18 protein-coding genes and 1 pseudogene are annotated in these 23,265 nt (G+C 71.5%); 15 read left to right on the forward strand and 4 right to left on the reverse strand.

What is annotated here, in order from left to right; all coding sequences use genetic code 11:
* Positions 1-197 (forward strand): annotated as a pseudogene (locus tag ABZ953_RS09330) (hypothetical protein); the annotation flags it as partial.
* Between the two features lie 667 nt (positions 198-864).
* Here the strand turns inward: ABZ953_RS09330 and ABZ953_RS09335 are convergent.
* Positions 865-1,575 (reverse strand): FadR/GntR family transcriptional regulator, encoded by a 711-nt coding sequence (locus tag ABZ953_RS09335; RefSeq protein ID WP_361719282.1) that lies wholly within the window; start codon positions 1,573-1,575, stop codon positions 865-867.
* Positions 1,576-1,764: 189 nt separating this feature from the next.
* Between ABZ953_RS09335 and ABZ953_RS09340 the strand changes: the two genes are divergently transcribed.
* The 8 genes from ABZ953_RS09340 to ABZ953_RS09375 are packed head-to-tail and all read left to right on the forward strand — an operon-like array spanning position 1,765 to position 9,875.
* Positions 1,765-2,847, forward strand: a complete 1,083-nt coding sequence (locus ABZ953_RS09340) for a sugar ABC transporter substrate-binding protein (protein ID WP_361719285.1) — start codon at positions 1,765-1,767, stop codon at positions 2,845-2,847.
* 8 nt (positions 2,848-2,855) lie between these two features.
* A complete protein-coding gene (locus tag ABZ953_RS09345; protein WP_361719287.1) occupies positions 2,856-4,391 on the forward strand; it encodes a sugar ABC transporter ATP-binding protein in 1,536 nt (511 codons plus the stop codon).
* Positions 4,384-5,421, forward strand: coding sequence for an ABC transporter permease (locus ABZ953_RS09350; RefSeq protein ID WP_361719290.1), 1,038 nt, complete (start codon positions 4,384-4,386; stop codon positions 5,419-5,421). Before ABZ953_RS09345 ends, ABZ953_RS09350 begins: the two co-directional genes overlap by 8 nt.
* A gap of 51 nt (positions 5,422-5,472) precedes the next feature.
* Positions 5,473-6,843 carry an L-fuconate dehydratase gene (locus tag ABZ953_RS09355; RefSeq protein WP_361719293.1) on the forward strand — a complete coding sequence of 457 codons (1,371 nt, stop codon included), beginning with the start codon at positions 5,473-5,475 and terminating at the stop codon, positions 6,841-6,843.
* Positions 6,840-7,595 carry an SDR family oxidoreductase gene (locus ABZ953_RS09360; protein ID WP_361719295.1) on the forward strand — a complete coding sequence of 252 codons (756 nt, stop codon included), beginning with the start codon at positions 6,840-6,842 and terminating at the stop codon, positions 7,593-7,595. Before ABZ953_RS09355 ends, ABZ953_RS09360 begins: the two co-directional genes overlap by 4 nt.
* 17 nt (positions 7,596-7,612) lie before the next feature.
* The gene (locus tag ABZ953_RS09365; protein WP_361719298.1) at positions 7,613-8,701 is read left to right on the forward strand and encodes an aldo/keto reductase; all 1,089 of its coding nucleotides are present in this window, start codon (positions 7,613-7,615) and stop codon (positions 8,699-8,701) included.
* Entirely contained in the window at positions 8,698-9,012 is a 315-nt protein-coding gene (locus tag ABZ953_RS09370) for an L-rhamnose mutarotase (RefSeq protein WP_361719301.1), read from the forward strand. Before ABZ953_RS09365 ends, ABZ953_RS09370 begins: the two co-directional genes overlap by 4 nt.
* Complete coding sequence (locus tag ABZ953_RS09375) at positions 9,009-9,875, forward strand: amidohydrolase family protein (RefSeq protein ID WP_361719304.1); 867 nt, start codon at positions 9,009-9,011, stop codon at positions 9,873-9,875. The genes ABZ953_RS09370 and ABZ953_RS09375 overlap by 4 nt, the downstream gene beginning before the upstream one ends.
* Here ABZ953_RS09375 and ABZ953_RS09380 read toward each other — a convergent pair.
* Entirely contained in the window at positions 9,863-11,290 is a 1,428-nt protein-coding gene (locus ABZ953_RS09380; RefSeq protein ID WP_361719307.1) for a lipase maturation factor family protein, read from the reverse strand. The genes ABZ953_RS09375 and ABZ953_RS09380 overlap by 13 nt on opposite strands.
* Before the next feature lie 526 nt (positions 11,291-11,816).
* On the opposite strand from ABZ953_RS09380, the gene ABZ953_RS09385 reads away from it, so the two are divergent.
* Both ABZ953_RS09385 and ABZ953_RS09390 read left to right on the forward strand, forming a co-directional pair.
* Positions 11,817-13,949: a SpoIIE family protein phosphatase gene (locus ABZ953_RS09385; RefSeq protein WP_361719310.1), complete on the forward strand. Its 2,133-nt coding sequence runs from the start codon at positions 11,817-11,819 to the stop codon at positions 13,947-13,949.
* Positions 13,942-14,802: a DNA-formamidopyrimidine glycosylase family protein gene (locus ABZ953_RS09390; RefSeq protein ID WP_361719313.1), complete on the forward strand. Its 861-nt coding sequence runs from the start codon at positions 13,942-13,944 to the stop codon at positions 14,800-14,802. The genes ABZ953_RS09385 and ABZ953_RS09390 overlap by 8 nt, the downstream gene beginning before the upstream one ends.
* Positions 14,803-14,859: 57 nt before the next feature.
* On the opposite strand, the gene ABZ953_RS09395 is transcribed toward ABZ953_RS09390, so the two are convergent.
* Positions 14,860-15,372: a hypothetical protein gene (locus ABZ953_RS09395; RefSeq protein WP_361720128.1), complete on the reverse strand. Its 513-nt coding sequence runs from the start codon at positions 15,370-15,372 to the stop codon at positions 14,860-14,862.
* Positions 15,373-15,661: 289 nt separating this feature from the next.
* On the opposite strand from ABZ953_RS09395, the gene ABZ953_RS09400 reads away from it, so the two are divergent.
* Complete coding sequence (locus ABZ953_RS09400; protein ID WP_361719316.1) at positions 15,662-16,903, forward strand: CapA family protein; 1,242 nt, start codon at positions 15,662-15,664, stop codon at positions 16,901-16,903.
* Here the strand turns inward: ABZ953_RS09400 and ABZ953_RS09405 are convergent.
* Entirely contained in the window at positions 16,890-19,862 is a 2,973-nt protein-coding gene (locus ABZ953_RS09405; RefSeq protein WP_361719319.1) for a glycoside hydrolase domain-containing protein, read from the reverse strand. The two genes, ABZ953_RS09400 and ABZ953_RS09405, sit on opposite strands and share 14 nt — an antisense overlap.
* 95 nt (positions 19,863-19,957) lie before the next feature.
* Between ABZ953_RS09405 and ABZ953_RS09410 the strand changes: the two genes are divergently transcribed.
* From ABZ953_RS09410 to ABZ953_RS09420, 3 genes are all read left to right on the forward strand, one after another.
* Positions 19,958-21,118 (forward strand): ROK family protein, encoded by a 1,161-nt coding sequence (locus ABZ953_RS09410; RefSeq protein ID WP_361719322.1) that lies wholly within the window; start codon positions 19,958-19,960, stop codon positions 21,116-21,118.
* Positions 21,119-21,270: 152 nt separating this feature from the next.
* A complete protein-coding gene (locus ABZ953_RS09415; protein WP_361719325.1) occupies positions 21,271-22,290 on the forward strand; it encodes an ABC transporter permease subunit in 1,020 nt (339 codons plus the stop codon).
* On the forward strand, positions 22,287-23,216 hold the full coding sequence (locus ABZ953_RS09420; RefSeq protein ID WP_361719328.1) for a carbohydrate ABC transporter permease: 930 nt from the start codon (positions 22,287-22,289) through the stop codon (positions 23,214-23,216). Before ABZ953_RS09415 ends, ABZ953_RS09420 begins: the two co-directional genes overlap by 4 nt.
* Positions 23,217-23,265 lie beyond the last annotated feature (49 nt).

The raw sequence follows: 23,265 nt of genomic DNA on the forward strand, positions 1-23,265 counted from the left end.
GCGCGCTCACCGAGGGGCAGGACTTCGCGGGGTGGGCCAGGCCCGCCGGAGTACTGGCGGGCGGGGTGCTCGCCTGGCGCAGGGCGCCGTTCGCGCAGAGTCGGTCCGTGGCCGCCAGGCAGGAGCGCCAGGCGGTGTCCGGGTCGTCGTCGGAGGTGAAGAGGTTGGAGACGCCGATGACACCGGCACCGGGGTAGGCGATGGCGCCCGCCGTGATGCCGCCGTCGGCCGTCTCCGCGAGGAAGACCGCGCCGTCGTCGAGCAGCGCGGGCAGGAAAAGGCCGCCACTCGTCCCGTCCCCGCTCCACGCGGCCTCCCAGTGCGCGAGCCGGTCGACGTCGACCGGCCCCCAGCTTCCCGGCCCCCGGCCTCCCGCCCCCCGGCCTCCCGCCCCCCGCTCGGAGCCGCTCGCCGCACGGTGCACCCACTCCGCCTCGAACAGCACCTCGAAGCCTGCCGCGGCAAGGTCCAGCGTGCCGAAGCTGTCCTTGACGGAGGCACCCGGAGAGGCCAGATCGATACGGGCCACCACGTCCTCGGGTGTCACGCCGGGCGCGAGCGTCACGGCGTCGGGATACAGCGGGGGAGTGCGACGGGGACTGGCCCACGACTCCCCTTCGACGGTTCCCGCCACCCCGTGGGAGCGGCAGACGGCGTCGCACCACGCGGCGTTGTTGCGTACGGCCGAGGCCAGGGGTGCTGTGTTGCGCGGGTCGGTGATCACGTCGGGGATGGTGTCAGAACCGTCCCGGCCCGTCACTCGCGTTTCCCGCACCGTCCTCGCTCGCTCGCTCCTCGACCGACCCCTCACCTCTCATTCGACCTCTCACCTCTCAACTGACCTCTCACCTCTCAACCGACCCCTCACCCCTCCAACTGCCCCCGCAGCCACTCCTCCACCTCGCCCACATGCGCCGCCGCCGCGGCCCTGGCCGCCTCCGGGTCCCGGGCCACGAGGGCCCGGTGGATGCGGGCGTGCTCGCGGCGGGTGCGCTCAAAGGCGTCCTCCTCCTGGTAGCCGCGCCACACCCGGGCGCGGAACGTGCGGGACGAGAGGCCCTCCAGTATCGCGGCCATCGTGTCGTTGCCCGCGGCGAGGGAGATCGTGCGGTGGAACGCCAGGTCGTGGGAGATGATCTCCTCCGGGTCGTCCGTGGCGTTCATGGCCTCCAAGTGCTTCTCCACGTCGGCCAGTTGGTCGGGTGAGATCCGTGCGGCCGCCAGCGCGGTCGCGGTGGACTCCAGGACCCGGCGCACTTCGAGGAGTTCGACCAGGCGCGGCCCGCGGGACAGGTCCGCCACCACCCCGAAGGTCTCGAGGAGGTCGCCGGCCTCCAGCTGCGTCACGTAGATGCCGGAGCCGTGCCGGGCCTCCAGGACGCCGAGCACCGTCATCGCGCGGATCGCCTCCCGCATCGAGGAGCGCGATATGCCCAGCTGCACCGCCAAGTCCCGTTCCGTGGGCAGGCGTTGGCCCGGCTCCAGACGGCCCTCGCCGATCATCGCCTTGATCTGCTCGATGGCCCGCTGCGTCACGGTGCCCTTCTGCGGGGCGGACTGGTCTGGCTTGTCCACGTAACGCTCCTCCACTAGCCGAGTGCGCCGCAGTCTAGCCAGAGATGTGGTCCGACCACTACGGCCGGAAAGTGCGAAAAGTTGACGACGAGGGGTGTTGTGAGCCTCAAGTGGTCTGATAAATATTCGCGTCATCGGATCCTGGATTCCCCGTTCCCGTTCGATCCCCCTCGATGAGGAGCCGTCAAGATGGCCGGCAGGAATGTGCGCAACAGGCTCGGCAGCAGCCGGACTTCGCGGGCGGTGCGCGCCGCAGCCGCGACCGCCTGCGTCTCCCTCGTGCTCGCGGCGTGCGGCAGTACCAAGGACACCGCGTCGCCCGGTGGCGAGGGCGGCGGAGAGGGCAAGGTCGGGGTGGTCCTGCCCCTGCTGACCTCGCCGTTCTGGCAGTCGTACAACGACTACGTGCCGAAGATGGCGAAGTCCGAGGACGTCGACGCGATGAAGGCCGTCAACTCCAACAGTGACCCCTCGCAGCAGATCACCGACATCAACAACCAGCTCAACCAGGGCGTGAAGGGCCTCGTCGTCGCGCCGCTCGACAGCGCCGCGATCTCCGCGGGCCTCGACCAGGCCGAACGCAAGGGCGTGCCCGTGGTCGCCGTGGACGTCGCGCCCGAGAAGGGCAAGGTCGCGATGGTGGTGCGGGCCGACAACGTGGCGTACGGCGAGAAGGCCTGCGACTACCTCGGCAAGCAGGTCAGGACCGGCAAGGTCGTGCAGATCATGGGCGACCTGGCCTCCGTCAACGGCCGCGAGCGCTCCAAGGCGTTCCGCGACTGCGTCAAGAAGAAGTACCCGAAGCTGAAGGTCCTGGAGATCCCCGCCAAGTGGGAGTCCGACACGGCCGCCTCCAAACTCGACACCCTCCTCAACTCCCACCCCGACCTCAAGGGCATCTACATGCAGGCGGGCGGCGTCTATCTCGCACCCACCCTGCAGACCCTCAAGTCCAAGGGGATACTCAAGAAGCCGGGGGAGAAGGGCCACATCACCGTCATCTCCAACGACGGCATCCCGCAGGAGTTCGACGCGATCCGCAAGGGCCAGATCGACGCGACCGTCTCGCAGCCCGCCGACGCCTACGCCAAGTACGGCATGTACTACATCAAGGCCGCGATGAACGGGAAGAAGTTCAAGCCCGGACCGACCGACCACGACTCCGAGATCGTCGAGCTGCCCAGCGGCATCCTCGAGGACCAGCTGCCCGCCCCGCTGGTCACCAAGGGGAACGTCGACGATTCCAAGCTGTGGGGCAACACGGTCAAATGAGCGATCCGATGACCAAGCCCCCCACCGCCCTGGCCGCCGCACCGCCGCTCGTCGAGGCGATCGGCATCGTCAAGCGGTACGGACCCACCGTCGCCCTGCGGGACGGCCGCCTGACCGTTCTGCCGGGCGAGTCGCACGCCGTCGTCGGCCGCAACGGCGCGGGCAAGTCCACTCTCGTCACCGTCCTCACCGGACTCCAGGCGCCCGACGCGGGCACCGTCCACTTCGACGGCGAACCCGCGCCGCCGCTCACCGACCGCGACGCCTGGCGCCGCAAGGTGGCCTGCGTCTACCAGAAACCCACCGTCGTCCCCGAACTGACCGTCGCCGAGAACCTCTTCATCAACCGCCAGCCCCAGGGCCGCGGCGGTCTCATCAGCTGGCGCAGACTGCGGGCCGAGGCCGCGGAGGTCCTCGGCACCTGGGACGTGCGCGTCGACCCCGAGGCGCGCACAGCCGACCTCAAGGTCGAAGACCGCCAAATGGTCGAGATCGCACGGGCGTTGAGCTTCGGCGCGCGTTTCATCGTCCTCGACGAGCCGACCGCGCAGCTCGACAACCGCGAGATCGAGCGCCTCTTCACCCGCATGCGCGCACTCCAGAAGTCCGGCGTCACCTTCCTGTTCATCTCGCACCACCTCCAGGAGGTGTACGAGGTGTGCCAGACCGTCACCGTCCTTCGCGACGCCCGCTGGATCACCAGCGCCCCCGTCGCCGAACTGCCGCACGGTGCCCTGGTGGAGGCCATGGCGGGCGAGGTCATCGCCGAGCAGGCCCAGGCCGAGCGGGCCGTGGCAAGGACCGAGGTCCCCGGCGACGCCCCCGTGCTGCTCGCCGTCGAGGGGCTCACCAGCGAGTCCTACGCCGACATCGACCTGACCGTCCGCAGGGGCGAGGTCGTCGGCCTCGCGGGTTCCTCCGGTAGCGGCAAGATCAACCTCGCGGAGAGCTTCGCCGGACTGCACACGCCGACCGGCGGCACTGCCCGGCTCGACGGCAAGGAACTGCCGTTCGGCGATGTGACGGCCGCCCTGCGCGCCGGAGTGGGCTGCGTCCCGCGCGACCGGCACAGCCAGGGCCTCGTCCACTCCATGACCATCGGCGACAACGCCACCATGAGCGTCCTGGACCGGCTCGGCCGCTACGGCTTCGTCGGCACCGACGCCAGACGCCGCTTCGCCGACGATCTCATCGACCGCCTCGACATCCACGCCGAAGGCCCCGACCAGCCCGTCTCCGACCTCTCCGGCGGCAACGCCCAGAAGGTCGTCATGGCCCGCGCGCTCGCCTCCGACCCGCGCCTGCTGGTCCTCATCAACCCGACCGCGGGCGTCGACGTGAAGTCCAAGGAGTCCCTGCTCGCCCGCATGGACCACGCCCGCGAGGACGGCACCGCGGTACTCGTCGTCTCCGACGAACTGGACGACCTGCGCCGCTGCGACCGCGTGCTCGTCCTCTTCCACGGGCGCGTCGTCGCGGAGTACGAGGCGGGCTTCACCGACCACGAGCTGATCGCCGCCATCGAAGGAGTGGACCATGGCTGACCTGAAGGCCCCGTCGGCCTCGACCACGACTCCCGTACGGGCGGTACGCGACAAGGCGGCGGCGAAGACCGTGCTGCTGCGCCGCGCCCGCGAACTCGCCCTCGTGCCCGCCCTGTTGCTGCTCATGCTGCTCGGCACGCTGGTGAACGACACCTTCCTGACCGAGCGGAACCTCATCTCCATCCTCGGCGCGTCCGCCGCCCTCGCGATGGTCGTCCTCGCCGAGTCGCTCGTCCTCATCACCGGCAAGTTCGACCTGTCCCTGGAGTCGGTCGTCGGCATCGCGCCCGCCGTCGGCGCGCTCCTCGTCCTGCCCGCCGCACAGGCCGGCTTCGGCACGGACCTGCCCGCGGCCGTCGGCATCCTCGCCATCCTGCTCGTCGGCGCGGCCATCGGCGCCTTCAACGGCATCCTCGTCGTGAAGCTCAAGCTCAACGCGTTCATCGTGACGCTCGCCATGCTGATCGTGCTGCGCGGCCTGCTCGTCGGCGCCACCGAGGGCAAGACCCTCTTCGGCATGTCCGACGCCTTCTACACCCTCGCCACCACCACGTTCCTGCACGTCCCCATGTCCGTGTGGCTCGCGGCGGCCGCCTTCGGCCTCGCGGGGTTCGTCCTCAAGTACCACCGTGTGGGCCGCGCCCTGTACGCGATCGGCGGCAACCCGGACGCGGCGCGCGCCGCCGGTATCCGCGTCGACCGCGTCATGCTCGGCGTGTTCGTGGTCGCCGGAGCCCTCGCCGCGGTCGGCGGGCTCATGCAGACCGGCTACGTCGGCGCCATCAACGCCAACCAGGGCCAGAACATGATCTTCACGGTGTTCGCCGCCGCCGTCATCGGAGGCATCAGCCTCGACGGCGGCAAGGGCACCATGTTCGGCGCCCTCACCGGCGTCCTGCTGCTCGGCGTCGTACAGAACCTGCTCACCCTCGCCCAGGTGCCGTCCTTCTGGATCCAGGCCATCTACGGCGGAATCATCCTGGTCGCCCTGATGATCGCGCGCGTCACCACGGGCCGCGCGCAGGACTGACCTGGCCGACGGTTCCTCCCGCGCCCCCGTCCCCTGCCGGAAAGGCCTCCCGTGTCCCCGACCCCCGCCCGCATCACCGCGGTCGACACCTACGACATACGGTTCCCGACCTCGCGGGAGCTCGACGGATCCGACGCGATGAACCCGGACCCCGACTACTCCGCCGCCTACGTGGTGCTGCGCACGGACGCCGACGACGGCCTGGAAGGGCACGGCTTCACCTTCACCATCGGCCGCGGCAACGACGTCCAGGTCGCCGCGATCCGATCCCTGCGGCACCACGTCATGGGCCGCCCCGTCGACGAGCTCTGCGCCGACCCCGGCACCGTCAACCGCGCCCTGGTCGGCGACAGCCAACTGCGCTGGCTCGGCCCCGAGAAGGGCGTGATGCACATGGCCATCGGCGCCGTCGTCAACGCCGCCTGGGACCTCGCCGCCAAGCGCGCCGGCAAACCGCTGTGGCGGCTGCTCGCCGACGCCACCCCCGAGTGGCTCGTCTCCCAGGTCGACTTCCGCTACATCGCCGACGCCCTCACCCCCGACGAGGCCCTCGGCCTGCTGCGGACGGGGCGCGAGGGCGCGGCGGACCGCACCGCCGCGCTCCAGGAGCACGGCTTCCCCGGCTACACCACCTCGCCCGGCTGGCTCGGCTACAGCGACGAGAAGCTCACCCGGCTCGCCCGGCAGGCCGTCGCCGACGGCTTCACCCAGATCAAGCTGAAGGTCGGCGCGGACCTCGCCGACGACATCCGCCGCTGCCGCACCGCCCGCGAGGCGATCGGACCGGACATCCGCATGGCCGTCGACGCCAACCAGCGCTGGAACGTCGACGAGGCGGTGCGGTGGACCCGCGCGCTCGCCGAATTCGACCCCTACTGGGTCGAGGAGCCCACCAGCCCCGACGACGTCCTCGGCCACGCCGCGATCCGCACCGCCGTCGCCCCGGTCAAGGTCGCCACCGGCGAACACGTGCAGAACCGCATCGTCTTCAAACAGCTCCTCCAGGCCCGCGCCATCGACATCCTCCAGATCGACGCGGCCCGGGTCGGCGGCGTCAACGAGAACCTCGCGATCCTGCTGCTCGCCGCGAAGTTCGGCGTACCCGTCTGCCCGCACGCGGGCGGCGTCGGCCTGTGCGAGCTCGTCCAGCACCTGTCGATGTTCGACTACGTGGCGCTCGCGGGCACCACCGAGAACCGTGTCATCGAGTACGTCGACCACCTCCACGAACACTTCACCGACCCTGTCGTGATGCGCGCGGGCCACTACACGGCGCCGACCGCGCCCGGCTTCTCGGCGACCATGCGGGCCGAGTCCATCGCCGAATTCACCTATCCGGACGGCACGTTCTGGGCCGCGGACCTCGCGCACGCAGACCTCGCGCACGACCACCTCGCGCACGACAAGGGAGCAGCCGCATGACCGACTTCCAGGGGCTCACGGTCCTCGTCACCGGCGGCGCCTCCGGCATCGGACGGGCCACCGCCGACCTCCTCGCCGCGCGCGGCGCCCGCGTCGCCGTGCTCGACCTCGACCCGAGCGGCGTCGACAAGCCCCTCCACCCGTACGCCGCCGACGTCACCGACGACGTCTCCGTACGGGCGGCCGTCGCGTCGGCCGCCGCCGACCTCGGCGGGCTCGACGTACTGGTCAACAACGCGGGCATCGGCGCCCAGGGCACCGTCGAGGACAACGACGAAACCCAGTGGCACACCGTCCTCGACGTCAACGTCCTCGGCGTCGTACGCACCACCCGCGCCGCCCTGCCCCATCTGCGCAGGTCCTCAAGCGCGGCGATCGTGAACACCTGCTCCATAGCCGCGACCGCGGGCCTCCCGCAGCGCGCCCTGTACTCGGCGTCCAAGGGCGCGGTGCTCTCCCTCACCCTCGCGATGGCCGCCGACCACGTACGCGAGGGCATCCGCGTCAACTGCGTCACCCCCGGCACCGTCGACACCCCGTGGATCGGCCGCCTCCTGGACGCCGCCCCCGACCCGGCCGCCGAGCGCGCCGCACTCGCCGCCCGCCAGCCCACCGGACGCCTGGTCACCGCGGCCGAAGTCGCGGGCGCCATCGCTTACTTGGCGAGCCCTCTGTCCGGCGCCACCACCGGCACCGCGCTCGCCGTCGACGGCGGCATGCAGGGCCTGCGGCTCCGCCCGGCGACCCCGTGAGCGGCGATCGGGACTCCGTGAGCGGCCTCCCGGACTCCCGGAGCGGCCTCCCGCGCCGCCCTCTCGGCTCCGGCGGCGTCGAGGTGACCGAGCTGTCCTTCGGCGCCGCGGGCATCGGCAACCTCTACGCGCCGATCAGCGACGAGCAGGCGGCCACCGCCCTCGACCACGCCTGGAACGCGGGCATCCGCTACTTCGACACCGCCCCGCACTACGGCCTCGGCCTCTCCGAACGCAGGCTGGGTGAGGCGCTCCGCGGCCGGGACCGCTCCTCGTACGCCATCTCGACGAAGGTCGGCAGGCTCCTGGAACCGGTCGGCGAGGTCACGGGCGACGACCTCGCCGACGGCGGCTTCGCCGTGCCGAGGACGCACCGCAGGGTCTGGGACTTCAGCGCGGACGGCGTGCGCCGCTCGATCGAGGCCAGCCTCACCCGCCTCGGGGCCGACCGCGTCGACATCGTCTTCCTGCACGACCCCGACCACCATGCGGAGGAAGCCTTCCGCGACGGTTACCCCGCCCTGGAGAAACTCCGCTCCGAAGGGGTCGTCGGCGCGATAGGCGCGGGCATGAACCAGGCCGGGATGCTGACCCGCTTCGTCCGCGACACGGACGTCGACGCCGTGCTCTGCGCGGGCCGCTACACACTCCTCGACCACACGGCCCTCACCGAGCTGCTGCCCGCGGCGAGCGAGCGGGGCGCGTCGATCGTCATCGGTGGCGTCTTCAACTCCGGCCTGCTCGCCGACCCCAGGCCGGGCGCGCGTTTCGACTACAGCGAGGCACCGCCCGAACTGCTCGCGCGCGCCGTGGCCCTGCGGGCCCTCGCCGAGCGGCACGGCACCACGCTGCGCGCCGCCGCGCTCGCCTTCCCGTTCGGCCACCCCGCCGTCGCCAGCGTCCTTGTCGGCATCCACGCACCGGAGCAGGTCACCGATGCGGCAGAACAGTTCGCCGCCGATGTGCCGGACGACTTCTGGCAGGAGGCACGCGAGGCCGGGCTGCTGCCGCAGGACGTGCCGGTGCCCGGAACGGTGCGGGCGGACATACCGGCGGACATACCGGCGGACATACCGGCGGTCGTACGGGGAAGGGACCGGCTGTGAGAGTCGCGCTGCACACCAAGGTCCGCGCCGACCGCGTCGAGGAGTACGACGCCGTGCACCGCGAGGTGCCCGGCGAACTCACCACCGCGATCCGCGCCGCGGGCGCCTCCTCCTGGACTATCTGGCGCAGCGGAACGGACCTGTTCCACGTCCTGGAGTGCGAGGACTACACCCTGCTGCTCGCCGAGCTGGAGAAGCTGCCGGTCAACGTCGCCTGGCAGGCGCGGATGGGCGAGCTCCTCGACGTCGTCCACGACTACTCCGCCGAGGGCACCGAGGCCGGGCTGCCCGTCGTGTGGGAGCTGCCGTGACCGGGCCCGCCGGGACCGCGCCGTCCCTCGTCGACGCCCACCACCACGTGTGGGACCTGTCCGTGCGCGACCAGGAGTGGATCACCGGCGAGGCCCTCGCGGGGCTCCGCAGGGACTTCTCCCTGGCCGATCTCGCACCCGAGGCCCGCGCGGCAGGCGTCACCGCCACCGTTCTCGTACAGACGGTCACCGTCCCCGAGGAGACCCCGGAGCTCCTGGCCCTCGCGGATGGCAGCGAACTGGTCGCGGGGGTCGTCGGCTGGACCGACCTCACCCGCCCGGACGTGGCCGACACACTGGCCGCGCTCCGCGAACTCCCGGGCGGACAGCACCTGGTGGGCATCCGCCACCAGGTCCAGGGCGAGCCGGACCCCGAGTGGCTGCTGCGCCCCGACGTCCGCAAAGGTCTCACGGCACTCGCAGAGGCGGGCCTCGCCCACGACCTCGTGGTCCTGCCCCACCAGCTGCCCGCCTGCGCCAAGATCGCGGCGGAGCTGTCCGAACTCACCCTCGTCCTGGACCACTTGGGCAAGCCGCCCGTCGTCACGGGAGCCCTCGAACCCTGGGCCTCGGCGGTCCGTGCTCTCGCCGCCCGCCCCAATACGGTGTGCAAACTCTCCGGCCTGGTCACCGAGGCCGACCACAAGACGTGGACGGTGGACGACCTGCGGCCCTACGCGGACACCGTCCTGACCGCCTTCGGCCCCGGACGGCTGATGTTCGGCTCCGACTGGCCGGTCAGCACGCTGGCCGCCTCGTACACCGAAGTCCTCGATGCCGCACGGCTGCTGACCGGTTCGCTCGACACGGAGGAGAAGGGCGAGGTCTTCGGCGGCACGGCCCGCCGCGTCTACGGGCTCTGAGCGGGCGGGGCGAGCCGCGTCGGTGGCAGGAATTCACGGACGTACGTGCGCTCCCAGCAGGCGCCCGTCTCGCGCAGCTCCCGCCAGGTGGTGTACCGGTAGCGGTAGAGCCGGGCGCGGATGTACGCGGGCGGGGCGCCGGGCGGGAACGGCGAACTCCGCAGCAGCCGCAGGGTGTCGCGGTCGTCGTCCAGGAGGCGCTCCACCAGCGGTCCGAACCACGATCCGGCGTACGCGGGGGAGAGCCCCGCGAACCACATCATCCAGTCGAGCCGCAGGTGGTACGGCGCGAACTGGCGCGGCCACCGCCGCACGTCGCCCGGCTTGCCCCTGAACTCGTACGCCCGCCAGTCGGAGTCCTCACGCGGCACCGGATCCGCCGTGCCCTCGATGACGACCTCCTGGCGGACCCGGCTGACGCTCCCGAACGCGCCGTACGCGTTGACGAGGTGCAACGGATCGAACGAGCGGTTCATGACCTGCCGCCGGGACAGCAGATTGCGCACCGGGCGGTAGCTCAGCGCGAAGAGCCCCGCGGCGACGGCGGTGACCACCACCTCGTACCAGAGCGGCGGGCCCGCGACCTCCGGCGCCGTGTGCCAGGGGGACAGGTCGAGGGCGGACGCGGCGAGCACGATGGTGAGCCAGTTCAGCCACGAGAAGTTGCCCGACAGGACCAGCCACAGCTGGGTCACGATCATCAGGCAGGCCGCTCCCGTCGCCACCGGACCGGGTGTGAACAGCAGGAAGGGGACGGCGAGTTGGGTGACGTGGTTGGCCGCGACCTCCACCCGGTGCACCGGCTTCGGCAGATGGTGGAAGAACCAGCTCAGCGGTCCCGGCATCGGCTGGGTCTCGTGGTGGAAGTCCAGACAGGTGAGCGCGCGCCAGCACGCGTCCCCGCGCATCTTGATCAGCCCGGCGCCGAACTCCACACGGAACAGCACCCACCGCAGGAGGAAGAGCACCAGAACGGGCGGTGCGACGCGGTCGTTGCCGAGGAAGACCGCGAGGAAGCCCACCTCCAGGAGCAGCGACTCCCAGCCGAAGCCGTACCAGGTCTGTCCCACGTTCACGATCGAGACGTACAGCGCCCACGGGACCAGCCACAGCAGCATCGCGCCCCACAGCGGCAGGCGCCCGTCCAGACCGGCGAGCAGCCCCACCGCGACCCCGCATCCCGTCCACGCGCACAGTGCGAAGAACCGGTCCGAGTAGTGCAGCTGGAACAGGCTCGGCGCCCGCCGGAACGGCACCTGGGCGACGTATCGCGGCACCGGCAGCATCCCGCGCTCACCGAGGAGCGCCCGGAACTGCAGGGCGGCCCCAAGGAACGCCACGAGATAGACCGCGGCCAGGGCTCGCTGGAAGATCATCCGGCTCATCCAGTACGCGTCCGCCGTGAACCACTGCACGGGCCCCATTGTGCCGCTGGTCAGGGGTTTCGGCAGGGACGCCGGGCGGGCGCCGGGGGATCTCCGTCCGCTTGCGGGCCCGCCGGAGCCCCTGCGGACCATGGCGGAACGCCTCCGGAGGCCGGGGGCGCACGGCACGGCAACGGCGGGAGAACCGGTGCGCGCACCCACCAGGACCCACGCGATCGTCCTCGCGATATCCGCGGCCCTGACCCCTTCACCGAGTCCACCGCGGAGAACGCCGGGCCCCCGCCGCCCGTCACCCGTTCGCCTCAGCCGTCGCCCACCGGCTCCACGACACCGCGGGGCACCCGCTCCATCTCGGGCGAGACCCCTGGGCCCTCGTGAACCGCCCCCGACGCCCCCGACCGAAGGCCCCTCCCAGGAGGAGGACGACCTGGTGCCGATGACCCCTACCCGTCGGAGAACCCGTTCTCCGACAGCGGCCCCGACACCTTCGACACCTGACGCTTCCGCACCCGCGTCCCCGAATGCGCCCGCGCGGGGCTCCGCCTAGCGTGGGCCCATGGAGCACGACCCGGCGGGGCACTGCCACTGCGGGCAGCCGGCCGGGGAGTCGGACGGCTGCTTCCTCTCGCTGCACGGGGCCGCGCTGCGCATGGGCCGCTTCGACTGGGACCTGGACACGGGCCGGATGACGATGGACGCCACCGCCCACGAAGTCTTCGACGTACGCCCCGAGGAGTACGACAACCGGCCCGAGTCCCTCGCCTTCCGCGTCCCCACCGTCGAGGCGCACCGCCTGGACCAGGCCGTCTCGCACGCCCTGAAGGACGGCAGCGAGACGTACGGCGCGTACTTCCGGATCCGCTGCCGCACCGGCGCGCTGCGCTGGACGCACACGCAGGGCCGCATCGAACGGGACCGCACCGGCCGCCCGCACCGCATCGTGGGACTCGTCAGGGACGCCACCCAGGAGCTCGGCGACAGCCCGGCCGCGCTGCGCGAGCGCGCCGACGACGAGGCCGAGCGGCGCCGCACGACAAGCCTCGTCCAGGGCACCACGGCGGCGCTGGCGCACGCCCGCACGGTGCGGGACGTCATCGACGTGCTCCGGGACACCCACGGTCTCGCGCACCTGGGCGCGTCGAACCTCGTCATGGGCCTCGTCGAGGCCGGGCGGATCCGGCTCGTGGCGGAGGGTCCCGCGGGCAGCTTCGTCCCCGGCACCCGTCTTACGGGCGTCGACGAGAACTACCCGATGAGCGAGGTCGTCCGCACCCTCGCCCCGCGCTACATCGACACCGCGGACGACTTCGCGGAGTCCTACCCGCTGCTCTGGCCGCACATCGACGAACTCGGCATCTCCGCCGCCGCGTATCTGCCGTTGATCGCGCAGGGCCGCGCCGTCGGCGCCCTCGGCCTGCTCTACCAGAACAAGACCGGCTTCACCGCGGAGGAGCGCAACGTCCTCGTCGCGCTTGGCAGCAGCATCGCGCAGAGCTTGCAGCGCGCCATGTTCTACGAGCAGGAGAAGGACCTCGCCCAAGGCCTCCAGCAGGCCATGCTGCCGCGCAGCATCCCCGGCGTCCCCGGCGCGGAGATCGCCGTCAGATACCGCTCGGCGGCGCTCGGCCGGGACATCGGCGGCGACTGGTACGACGTGATCCCGCTGTCCGGCAGCCGCGTCGGCGCCGTCATCGGCGACGTCCAGGGCCACGACACGCACGCGGCGGCCGTCATGGGCCAGCTCCGCATCGTGCTGCGCGCCTACGCCACCGAGGGACACATGCCCGCCACCGTCATGGCCCGCGCCTCCGGCTTCCTGCACGAACTGGACACCGACCGCTTCGCGACCTGCCTCTACGCGGAGGCGGACCTCTCGACCGGGGTGGTGCAGTTCGTCCGGGCCGGCCATCTGGATCCGCTCGTCCAGCTCGCCGACGGCACCTGCCGCCGGGTGCCGGTGGACGGCGGTCTGCCGCTGGGCCTCTCCGCCGAGTTCGGGCAGCTCGACTATCCCGTCACCACCCTCGAACTCGACCCGGGTCAGACCCTGTTGCTCTGTACCGACGGCCTCGTCGAGGAGCCGGGCGCCGACCTGGACGACGGCATGCGGGCACTGGCGGAGCTCGCCGCGGTCGGCCCCCGGGACCTGCAGCGGCTCGCCGACCGGCTCTGCGGCCTCATCGACGGCCGCAGCGGTGAAGACGACGCGGCGCTGCTCCTGATGCGCCGCCGTATGGCCGACACACCGCGCTCGGGCGGGCGCCTGCGGCAGCACGTCGCGCCGAGCGACCCGGAGGCGCTCGCCGACGCCCGGCACATGATCAGGGCCGCGGTACGGGCCTGGGGCGCGGGCGAACGGGCCGACGAGATCGAGCTGGTCGCCGACGAGGTGATCACCAACGCCCTGATGCACACCGACGGCTCCGCGGTCGTGACCCTGCGCGTCCTGAGCGGCACCGACCGGCGGCTGCGCGTCGACGTCGAGGACGCGTCGAGCGCCCTGCCGCGCCGCCGCGACGCGGGCGACTCCGGCGTTTCGGGCCGCGGCCTGCTCCTGGTGGACCGGCTCGCGGACGAGTGGGGCGTGGAGGCGCGCGGCAGCGGCAAATGCGTGTGGTGCGAGTTCGTCGTGCCCGTCGCGGAGACACGGGGGCGCGGAGCCAAGGAACTGAGGGAGAGCGATGCCTGAACTTCCTGAAGTCGAGGCACTGAGGGGCTTCCTGACGGGCCATCTGGTCGGCAGTGAGATCGTGCGCGTGCTGCCCGTGGCGATCAGCGTCCTCAAGACGTATGATCCGCCGCTCACCGCCCTCGAAGGCCGCACCGTCACCGCCGTGCACCGGCACGGCAAGTTTCTGGACATCGACACCGGCGGACCGCACCTGGTCACCCATCTGGCCCGCGCGGGCTGGCTGCGGTGGCACGACCGGCTCCCCGACGGCGTACCGCGCCCCGGCAAGGGCCCGCTGGCGCTGCGTGTCGCCCTGGAGACGGGGGAGGGCTTCGACCTCACGGAAGCGGGCACCCAGAAGCGTCTGGCGGTGTACGTCACCGAGTCGCCCGAGCAGATCCCGGGCATCGCGCGCCTCGGCCCCGACCCGCTGGCCGCCGACTTCGACGAGGAGCGGTTCGCGGGCCTCCTGGCGGGCGAACGGCGCCAGATCAAGGGGGCGTTGCGCGACCAGAGCCTCATCGCGGGCATCGGGAACGCCTACAGCGACGAGATCCTGCACGCGGCCCGCATGTCGCCGTTCCGGCTCACGTCGAGTCTCACGAAGGAGGAAGTCCATGGGTTGCATGTGGCGTTGCTGGATACGCTGAACGGCGCGGTGGAGCGCTCGCACGGTGTCGCGGCGGGCCGCCTCAAGGCGGAGAAGAAGGGCGGCCTGCGGGTGCACGGCCGTACCGGCGAGCCGTGCCCGGTGTGCGGCGACACGGTCCGCGAGGTCTCCTTCGCCGACTCCTCGCTGCAGTACTGCCCGACGTGCCAGACGGGCGGCAGACTGCTCGCGGACAGACGGATGTCGCGACTGCTGAAGTAGCCCCCGCCCCCCCCGTCCGGCCGTGCGGGGCTGAGAACCCGGGCTCAGAACCCGGGCTCAGAACAGATGGATCGCCAGATGGCCGAGCGGCAGCCCGAGGCGCCAGGCCGGAGTCCACACCTTCGGCCCGTCCTCCTCGCCGAGGACGGCACGGCCGGGCACCGCGTCCAGGTCCGGCGCGAGGAGTTCGGTCTCCTGCAACCAGCGCCACGCGAGGTCGGCGAGCTCCAGGTCGGGCCGGGGCCCACTGGCCGCGACGGCCTCCGCCGTGAGCTGGGTGAGCCGCTCCCGTACCCAGTCCTGCCACGGCTGCCCGTACGCGGTGAGGGTCAGCCAGGTCTCCAGTTGCGAGATCACCCGGATCCCGGACAGCTCGCCCCGGGTGTCCGACAGGAAGATCGTCAGCGCGAGGGCGTCGCGCCCCGCCCGGTACTCGAAGGAGGTGGGCGGCATCAGATCGCCGGTGCGCAGCAGCTCGTCGGCGATGTACTCGGCATACAACCAGGCCATGGGGACGGCCAGTTCGCCGTCCTGGGGGTCGTCGGTGTTCCCTCTGCTCTCGTGCCGCATCCGCTCCGCCTTCCTCCGGTCCGTGTGCGTCACCGGCCTCTGGCCCCCCAATCCGGCACACGGTGAGGAACAGCCGATTACCCGAGAGGGGTGCCGAGCAAGGCGCTTTACGGAGCCTTGACCCGGCCTACGGTTTCACCGCAGGTGAGCCGCCTCGTGTTGTTCGCGTCACAGGCCACTGCGTTTGACTCCGTTTCAGGGACTATGACGGCAATGATCCTTGATTTGATGTTATTTCCGTACGTGTATTCGTCTGGCCGAATATCGCCCCAGCCACGGAGCTCGATCGATGACGCAGCGCGTACGGATCTCACGGCACATCTCACGGCACACAAGAACCCCTTTCACCTCGCAAGCCATCCGACGGGCGGGGCGTTCGCGCCCCGCGACGGCAGCGGCGGCGGCCCTTCTGCTCGTGGGCATCGCGGCCACCGCCGCGTGCTCGGCCCAGCTCCTGACGGGCGGACAGCGCTCCCCGGCCGGTGGTTCCACGGCCGCGTGGCACCCCTTCACGCTCGTCGCTTCCGGCGACGTCCTGCCGCACGCCTCGATCATCCGCCAGGCCAACGCCGACGCGGACGGCGACGGCTACGACTTCGCGCCGATGCTCGCGGGCGCCAAGCCGGTCGTCTCCCGGGCGGATCTGGCGATCTGTCACATGGAGACGGTCTACGGAGCCGACGGCGACTACACCGGCTATCCCAGCTTCAAGTCCCCGCCCCAAGTGGCCCGCGCCCTCAAGGCCACCGGGTACGACTCCTGCTCCACCGCGTCCAACCACACGCTGGACGACGGTTCGGCAGGAGTGCGCCGCACCCTGGACGCGCTGGACAAGGCGGGTGTGAAGCACGCGGGATCGGCCCGTTCGGCGGCCGAGGACAAGAGCCCGGCCTGGCTGCGGGCGGGCGGCGCGAAGGTCGCGCAGCTCGCCTACACCTACGGCACGAACGGCTACCCGCTGCCGAAGGGCAAGCCGTGGACGGTCGACCTCATCGACCGCGGCAAGATCGTCGCCGACGCGCGGGCGGCCCGGAAGGCGGGCGCCGACGTGGTGGTCGTCAGCCTGCACTGGGGCACGGAGTGGCAGGACGAGCCCGACCGCCGGCAGTTGCGGCTCGGCAAGCAGCTCACGGCGTCCCGCACCGGCGGGCGCCCCGACATCGACCTGCTGCTCGGAACGCACGCGCACGTGCCGCAGGCCTACGAGAAGGTGAACGGCACCTGGGCCATCTACGGCATGGGTGACCAGATCGCCGGAGACATGATCAACCACGAGGGCGCGCACGACCCGCGCGGCAACCAGGGCACCATCGGCCGCTTCACCTTCGCGCCGCCCGAGCGCCCAGGCACCCGCTGGCTGGTGAAGAAGGCCGAGTTCCTGCCGATGCTGTTCGACACGGACGCCGGCCGGGTCGTCAACCTCAACAAGGCGCTGGACCGCGGCGCCGAGCTGGGCGACGTCCGCGACCGGATCCGCCGGGTGGCCCTCAGCCGGGAGGGCGGCAAGGCCGGTCTCGTCATGGGGAAGTAGGCCCGTCCCCGGGCGGCGCGATCCCCAGCAGCCAGCCGCGTCCCGGCGGCACCGGGACCGGCTCGCCCGCGGCGAACGACCGCTCCGGCTGGAACCCCTCGATCGGGGGCGCGTACGCGGCCACCGGACCGGACGCCATGACCGGCACCACCTCCACGGGCTCCGCGGCCCAGGACGCAAGCGCGGTCACCGTCCCGCCCGGCCCCCGCCACGTCGTCGCCAGGACGTCGTCCCGACCGGTCCGCACCGGCGGCTCACCCGCCCACCAGCCGGTCATCTCCGCCTCCGGGAGCCGCAGCCGGTCGAAGGCCTGCCACAGCGGCCGTACGTCGGTCATGGGGGCCCGCGCCGTCATCCCGAAGACCAGACCGCGCCAGGGGTTGCCGCCGCCCTCCAGCATCTCGCCCATCAGACCGAAGGGGATGCCCGAGATCTCGACCAGCCAGTAGGCGGGGTCGGACCCGTCCGCGCCGTCGTAGTCGAAGAGTTCGCCGAGCCAGAGCCGGTCGACGTACGGCAGGAGCTCCGCGTAGAGGTTGGCGCTGGAGGCGAACCCGTCCGCCTCCCGGAACTGGTTGCACGAGTGCAGGTCGACCAGGGGCGCGGAAGCGCCGGAGCGGGCGAGCGCCTTGCTGACCCGTTTCATGGTGGTCCGGTCGTACGCCACGTCGTCCAGGTAGAGCCCGTCCGCGCCGGCCACCCGGCGCAGCCGCTCGATGCCGCACACGTAGGAGTTGTGCCACCGCGAGTCGCCGGAGGTGACCACCGCGACGTCGCCGATGTCGGACGCCACCCAGCCCGGCACGTAGTCGTCGCCCAGGTGCTCCTGCAGCCAGGCGTGCCCACCGCCGGGTCCTGGCGCGAAGATCTCGTCGCCGAGCGCGGCGAGCACCGGCAACTCGGGTGTGTACCGGGTGAGTTCGCGCACCGTGTCGTAGACCTTCACGCGCACGCCGAGCCGGTGTGCCTCGTCGGTGTAGGCGCGCAGGGTCTCCGCGGCGAGCAGGGGGTCGTTGATGTACGGGTTGGGTGGCGTCGCGTGGTGCAGATTGACGACGTTCGCGCCGTACTCCGCGACCTCGGCGGGTGTGGCGTACGCGTGGTAGTACCGGTCGGTGAGCTGACGGGCCGGGTCCAGCGGCTTGAACGGGGTGAGAAGGAGACGGAACTCGAAACGGCGGCTCTCGCCCGCGCGCAGCCGCAGTGGCCCGCTGTACGCGGTGAGTCCGCGCACTCCGCCGACCGTGCGCAGCCGCACCCCGCCGTCCCCGTCACCCGCCCAGGAACGGGGCGTGACCAGGGGCTTCTCACGGTAGTAGTTGGTGTTGAGCGGCCGTGCGTACTGCTCGTCGCGCAGCGAGAGCTGTAGGCCCGCGGACGGCTCGCCGAGCCAGAAGGCGTCCTGGTTCCGGGTGGGGGTGTCCCACGTCCAGTCGTACGTCGCCGGGCACGCGCGGCCCGTCAGGCCGAGCCCCATCGCGTACCGCGCGACGTCCTCCCGCACCGGCACGTCCAGTGTCACGTCGAGCTCGGTGTCGTCGGTGGCCTCGACGGTGGCGTGCAGGACGAGGAAGCCGTCGGCCTCCAACTCGCCCTCTGTACGCAGGATTACGTCCTGCCCGGTCGCCGTCGTCGACCAGCGCACCCGTGCCGGGCCCGGCTGGTCGAGAGAGAGCGGCCCGTGTCGGAGACCGCGGCCGATCCCGAGCGCGACCGGCGCGGCCAGCAGGGCGCGGTCGGGTCCGTCGGCGCGGGTCACGGACGGCGTGAAGGCGGAGAAGAGCTGTTGGGGGAGGCCTTCGGGGCCGAGTTCGGCGGTGCGGCCGAGGATGGTGAGCCGGTGCCCGTCGACCCGCACGGGGGTGAACGGGGGGACCACCTCGTCGTCCTGCGCCAACGTCGAGTCGAGCCAGCGGAGCCGGGCCAGGCGTGCCGGATCACCGGCGCCGTGCCCGGCGACGGCACTCTCGCGAACGGTGAGCCGCAGGGGCAGGGTGCGCTCCGCCGAGCCCTCCGCACGGACGGCGATCTCTCCCTCGTACCGGCCGGGCGGGGCCTGTTCGGGCACGTCGATGCCGAGCCACAGCGCGGCCACGCCGTCCTCGGCCACCTCGACGTGCCGCCGGAAGGCGTCGCCGCGTGCGTCGGTGCCGTCCGTGCTCAGGCACCGCACGGGGAACGGCAGCCCGCGGACCTCGGCGCGGACGTCCGTCAGGCCGGTGAGCGCGTACACGCCGACCTGCACCGCGTAGAACTCCCCGCGGTCGGCCGTGCCGGTGAAGGGCGCCCCCGGTACGGCGTGTGCCCAGCGCGCGGGCAGCCTGCCGTAGCGGCCGAGCGGATGCGCACGGTCCTCCCCGAAGAGCAGGAACGGCTCGCCTCGGTGGGCCTCTCGGAGCGTCAGGCACTCGGCGCCGGTGGCGGCGAAGCCCAGCGGCGCGAACGAGTCGACCGCGCTCGCCGCTTCATAGCGGAAGGCCTCGGCGCGGGGGAGCGCGGCCAAGGCGTCGCCGCTCCCGGCGAGACCGCTCCCGTCGAGGCCGGACCCGTCGAGACCGCAGCGGTGCGCCCAGCCCGGGTCCGCGGTCCTCGTCAGCGGGCGGTAGGCGGCCTGCGGGTAGTACGGCTTGCCCGTGTGGGCGTACGGCAGATAGTGCACCGCGTACGCCCCCGGGCCCTCCACCGGCTCGAAGGCGATGCGGCCGCGCTCCTCGGTCACCTCCACGGCCACGGTGTTGTGCACCCGCAGGCCGGACGGGGCGAGCACGATCACGTCCACGGCGCCGGTGACGGAACGTACGCTCAAACCCTGGCGGCGCCACGGCAGTTCGGCCGCGACGGCGGGGGCCGCGGCCGTGACATCCACCAGCAGGCGATGATTGCCGTAGACGTCCTGGTCCCAGATGCCGACACCGCACTCCAGCTCGGGATGGCCGGTTCGCGGTTCTGTCTCACCCATCTGTGCTCCCAAGGGCGCTGTTTGTTAGGTAAGTTTCTCAATCGCTCCGGGTCACCCTGAGAGCAACCGATCTTGCTGTCAAGGGGGAGGGACCCATGAGTGGCGACCCGTTGAGTGGCGATCCGTCACTGCTGCGGCGGCTGAACGCCGCGGCCGCCCTGCGTGTGCTGCGCGAGCGCGACGAGATCACCGTGCCCGAGCTGGCCGCCCTGATCGGCGTCTCCCGGCCGACGGCCCAGGACCTGACGGCCCAGCTCCTGCGCGAGGGACGCCTCGTGGAACTGCCGCCGGGCAACGGCGGCGTGGGCAGGCCGGCCCGCAGATTCCGGTTCCGCGCCGAGGCCGGGCACGTCCTCGGCGTGGACATCGGCGCGCACAAGATCCTCGTGCTCGCCGCCGACCTGCTCGGCCGCACGGTCGTCGCGCAGCGCGTCGCCGTCACGCCGGAACTCTCCGCGCACGACCGGCTCGACGCCGTGCGCACCGCGATCGCGGGCTGTCTGGCCAGGCCGGAGGCGGCCGGGGTGCGCCCGCTCGCCACCGGCATCGGCACCAGCGGCATGGTCGACACCGAGGGGCGCGTCTCGGTGAGCGACTCGCTGCCCGAGTGGACCGGCCGCGACCTCGCCAGGGAACTGGCCGACGCCGTCCACGGTCCCGTGGTCGTCGGCAACGACATCCAGCTCGCCACTCTCGCGGAGTGCACCGGCGGCGTCAGCGTCGACGTGCGCGACTGCGTGTACCTGTACGTCGGCAACCGCCTCGGCATCGGTCTGTGGCTGCGCGGCGAACTGCACCGCGGTCGGCACGGCGCGGCGGGCGAGATGGTCGCGGGAGACGGCTGGGAGCTCTCCTACCAGCGGCTTCTCGACTGGTTCGCCGGGCATCAGGGTGCCGACCGGCCCACCCGTGAGAACGCGGCGCGCGCGGTCGTCACGGCCGCGGCCGCGGGCGACGGAGGCGCCCGCTACACCCTGCGCGCCTTCGCCGAGTGCCTCGCCGACAGCCTCACCCGCCATGTCGCCGTGCTCGACCCGCGCGCGGTCGTGCTCGGCGGCGGCATCTCCCGGGCGGGTGCCCTGCTGAGCGAACCGTTCGCCCGGCGCCTCGCCGAGCGCAGCCCGTACGCGCCCGAAGTGCGCACGTCTGTGCTCGGTGCGGAATCCACCGCAATCGGGGCAGCTCGTCTCGCACTGGACCACTTGGAACAGATGGAGCAGACCGAACGCGCCGCGCAGAAAAGTCCAACCTCTTAATTCCCGCAGGTGGTTGACGGGCGCCAGCGACCCTTCCATGATGTGGCTCACTTTCGGCAAGTTGGCTTCTTAATTAAGTCCGCCCGAGGACACCCGAGAAGCCATGGCCGCTGCCCCTCCATGCCGTCATGCCGCCAGGCCAGGGAGAACGAGTGACATCCCCTGCAACGCGACGCAGGCCACAGGCCGCGTCACCACCCGCGTCCGCGCCGACCTCGTCGCCGAAGTCCCCGCCCGGGAAACCCGGTTCGAAGGTGCGCCTGCGCGCTCCGCTCCGCGTCCGCCTGCGCAACAACTGGGTGATGCTCGCCCTCATGGCGCCGGGCGTGCTGTTCTTCATCGGGTTCTTCTACCTGCCGATGCTGGGCAACGTGATCGCCTTCCAGGACTACCAGCCCTTCATCGGCTTCAAGGAAAGCCCGCTGGTCGGCCTCGCCAATTTCCAGGAGCTGTTCGCCGACCCGGCGTTCTGGGAGGCGGTCCGCAACACCCTGGCCTTCGCCACGCTCCAGCTGATCTTCTTCTTCCCGGCCCCGCTCGCCCTGGCCCTGCTGATCAACAGTCTGGTCAGCCCGCGCGTCAAGAAGTTCGTGCAGAGCATCGTGTACCTGCCGCACTTCATCTCGTGGGTCCTGGTCGTCGCGCTCTTCCAGCAAGTGCTCGGTGGAGCGGGCCTGTTCAGCAACTACCTGCGGGACCACGGCATGGCCCCGCTCGACGTGATGAGCGACCCCAGCACCTTCTCGCTGCTCATCACGGGCCAGGTGATCTGGAAGGACATCGGCTGGGGGATGATCATCTATCTGGCGGCGCTCGCCAGTGTCGACCAGAGCCTGTACGAGTCGGCGGCCGTCGACGGTGCCGGACGCTGGCGCCGCATGTGGCACATCACGCTGCCCGCCGTCCGCGGCGTCACGATCATGCTGCTCGTGCTCCGCCTCGGCGACGTGCTCTCGGTCGGCTTCGAGCAGTTCCTGCTCCAGCGCGACGCGGTCGGCGCCCGCGCGGCGGAAGTCCTCGACACATACATCTACTACCACGGCGTCGTGTACGGCGACTGGGGCGTCGGCGCCGCGGCAGGACTGGTCAAGGGCGTCATCGGCGCCCTGATGATCTGGGGCGCCAACAAGGTCGCCCACGCCTTCGGAGAGCACGGGGTGTACAGCAAATGAGCAGCTTCGGATTCCCCCTGCGCACCCAGGGACGGCGCACCCGCGAGGAGCGCCCGGCCTGGGAGGAGCCCCCGACGAAGATCGGCTCGGCGGCCAAGGCCGTGGTCATCACGGTCATCTGCGCCGTGATGATCCTGCCGTTCCTCACGGTCCTCTCCACCAGCCTCGCGTCCCGCAAGGAGATCACCGAGTCCGGCGGCTTCGTCCTCTTCCCCACGGAACCGACCCTGGAGGCGTACCGCACGATCCTGTCCGGCGGCATCGTGACCCGCGCGGTGGTCGTGAGCGTCCTGATCACCGCCGTCGGCACCGCGCTCTCGCTCCTGACGACGATCGCCCTCGCGTACGCCCTGAGCAAGCGCGGCGTCCCGGGCAGCAAGCCCGTCCTCCTGATGGTCCTCTTCACGCTGCTCTTCGCGCCGGGCATGGTCCCGATGTACGTGGTGGTCAAGGAGCTCGGACTCCTCGACTCCTACTGGTCGCTGATCCTCCCCGTCCTCATCAACGCCTTCAACCTCGTCGTCCTGCGGGCGTTCTTCATGAACATCCCCGACGAGCTCTACCAGGCGGCCCGCATCGACGGCGCGGGGGACTGGCGCATCCTCACCCGCATCGCGCTCCCGCTCTCCAAGGGAGTCGTCGCCGTCGTCGGCCTCTTCTACGCGGTGACGTACTGGAACGCCTTCTTCAACGCGATGCTTTACCTCAACGACTCCGGTAAGTGGCCCGTCCAACTGGTCCTGCGCACCTACGTCGTGCAGAACAAGTCCATGACGAGCGACCAGCTCGGCATCGCCCACATGCCGCCGCAGCAGTCCCTGTCCATGGCCGTGGTCATGATCGCGCTGCTGCCGATCCTGGCGCTCTTCCCGTTCCTGCAGAAGTACTTCACCAAAGGCGTACTCACCGGCGCCATCAAGGGTTGAGAGCCTGTGTCATATCCCCGGCCGGGCGGGCGGCGTCTGGCACGCACGC

Source organism: Streptomyces sp. NPDC046465 (genome assembly GCF_040646035.1).
Lineage (GTDB): Bacteria > Actinomycetota > Actinomycetes > Streptomycetales > Streptomycetaceae > Streptomyces.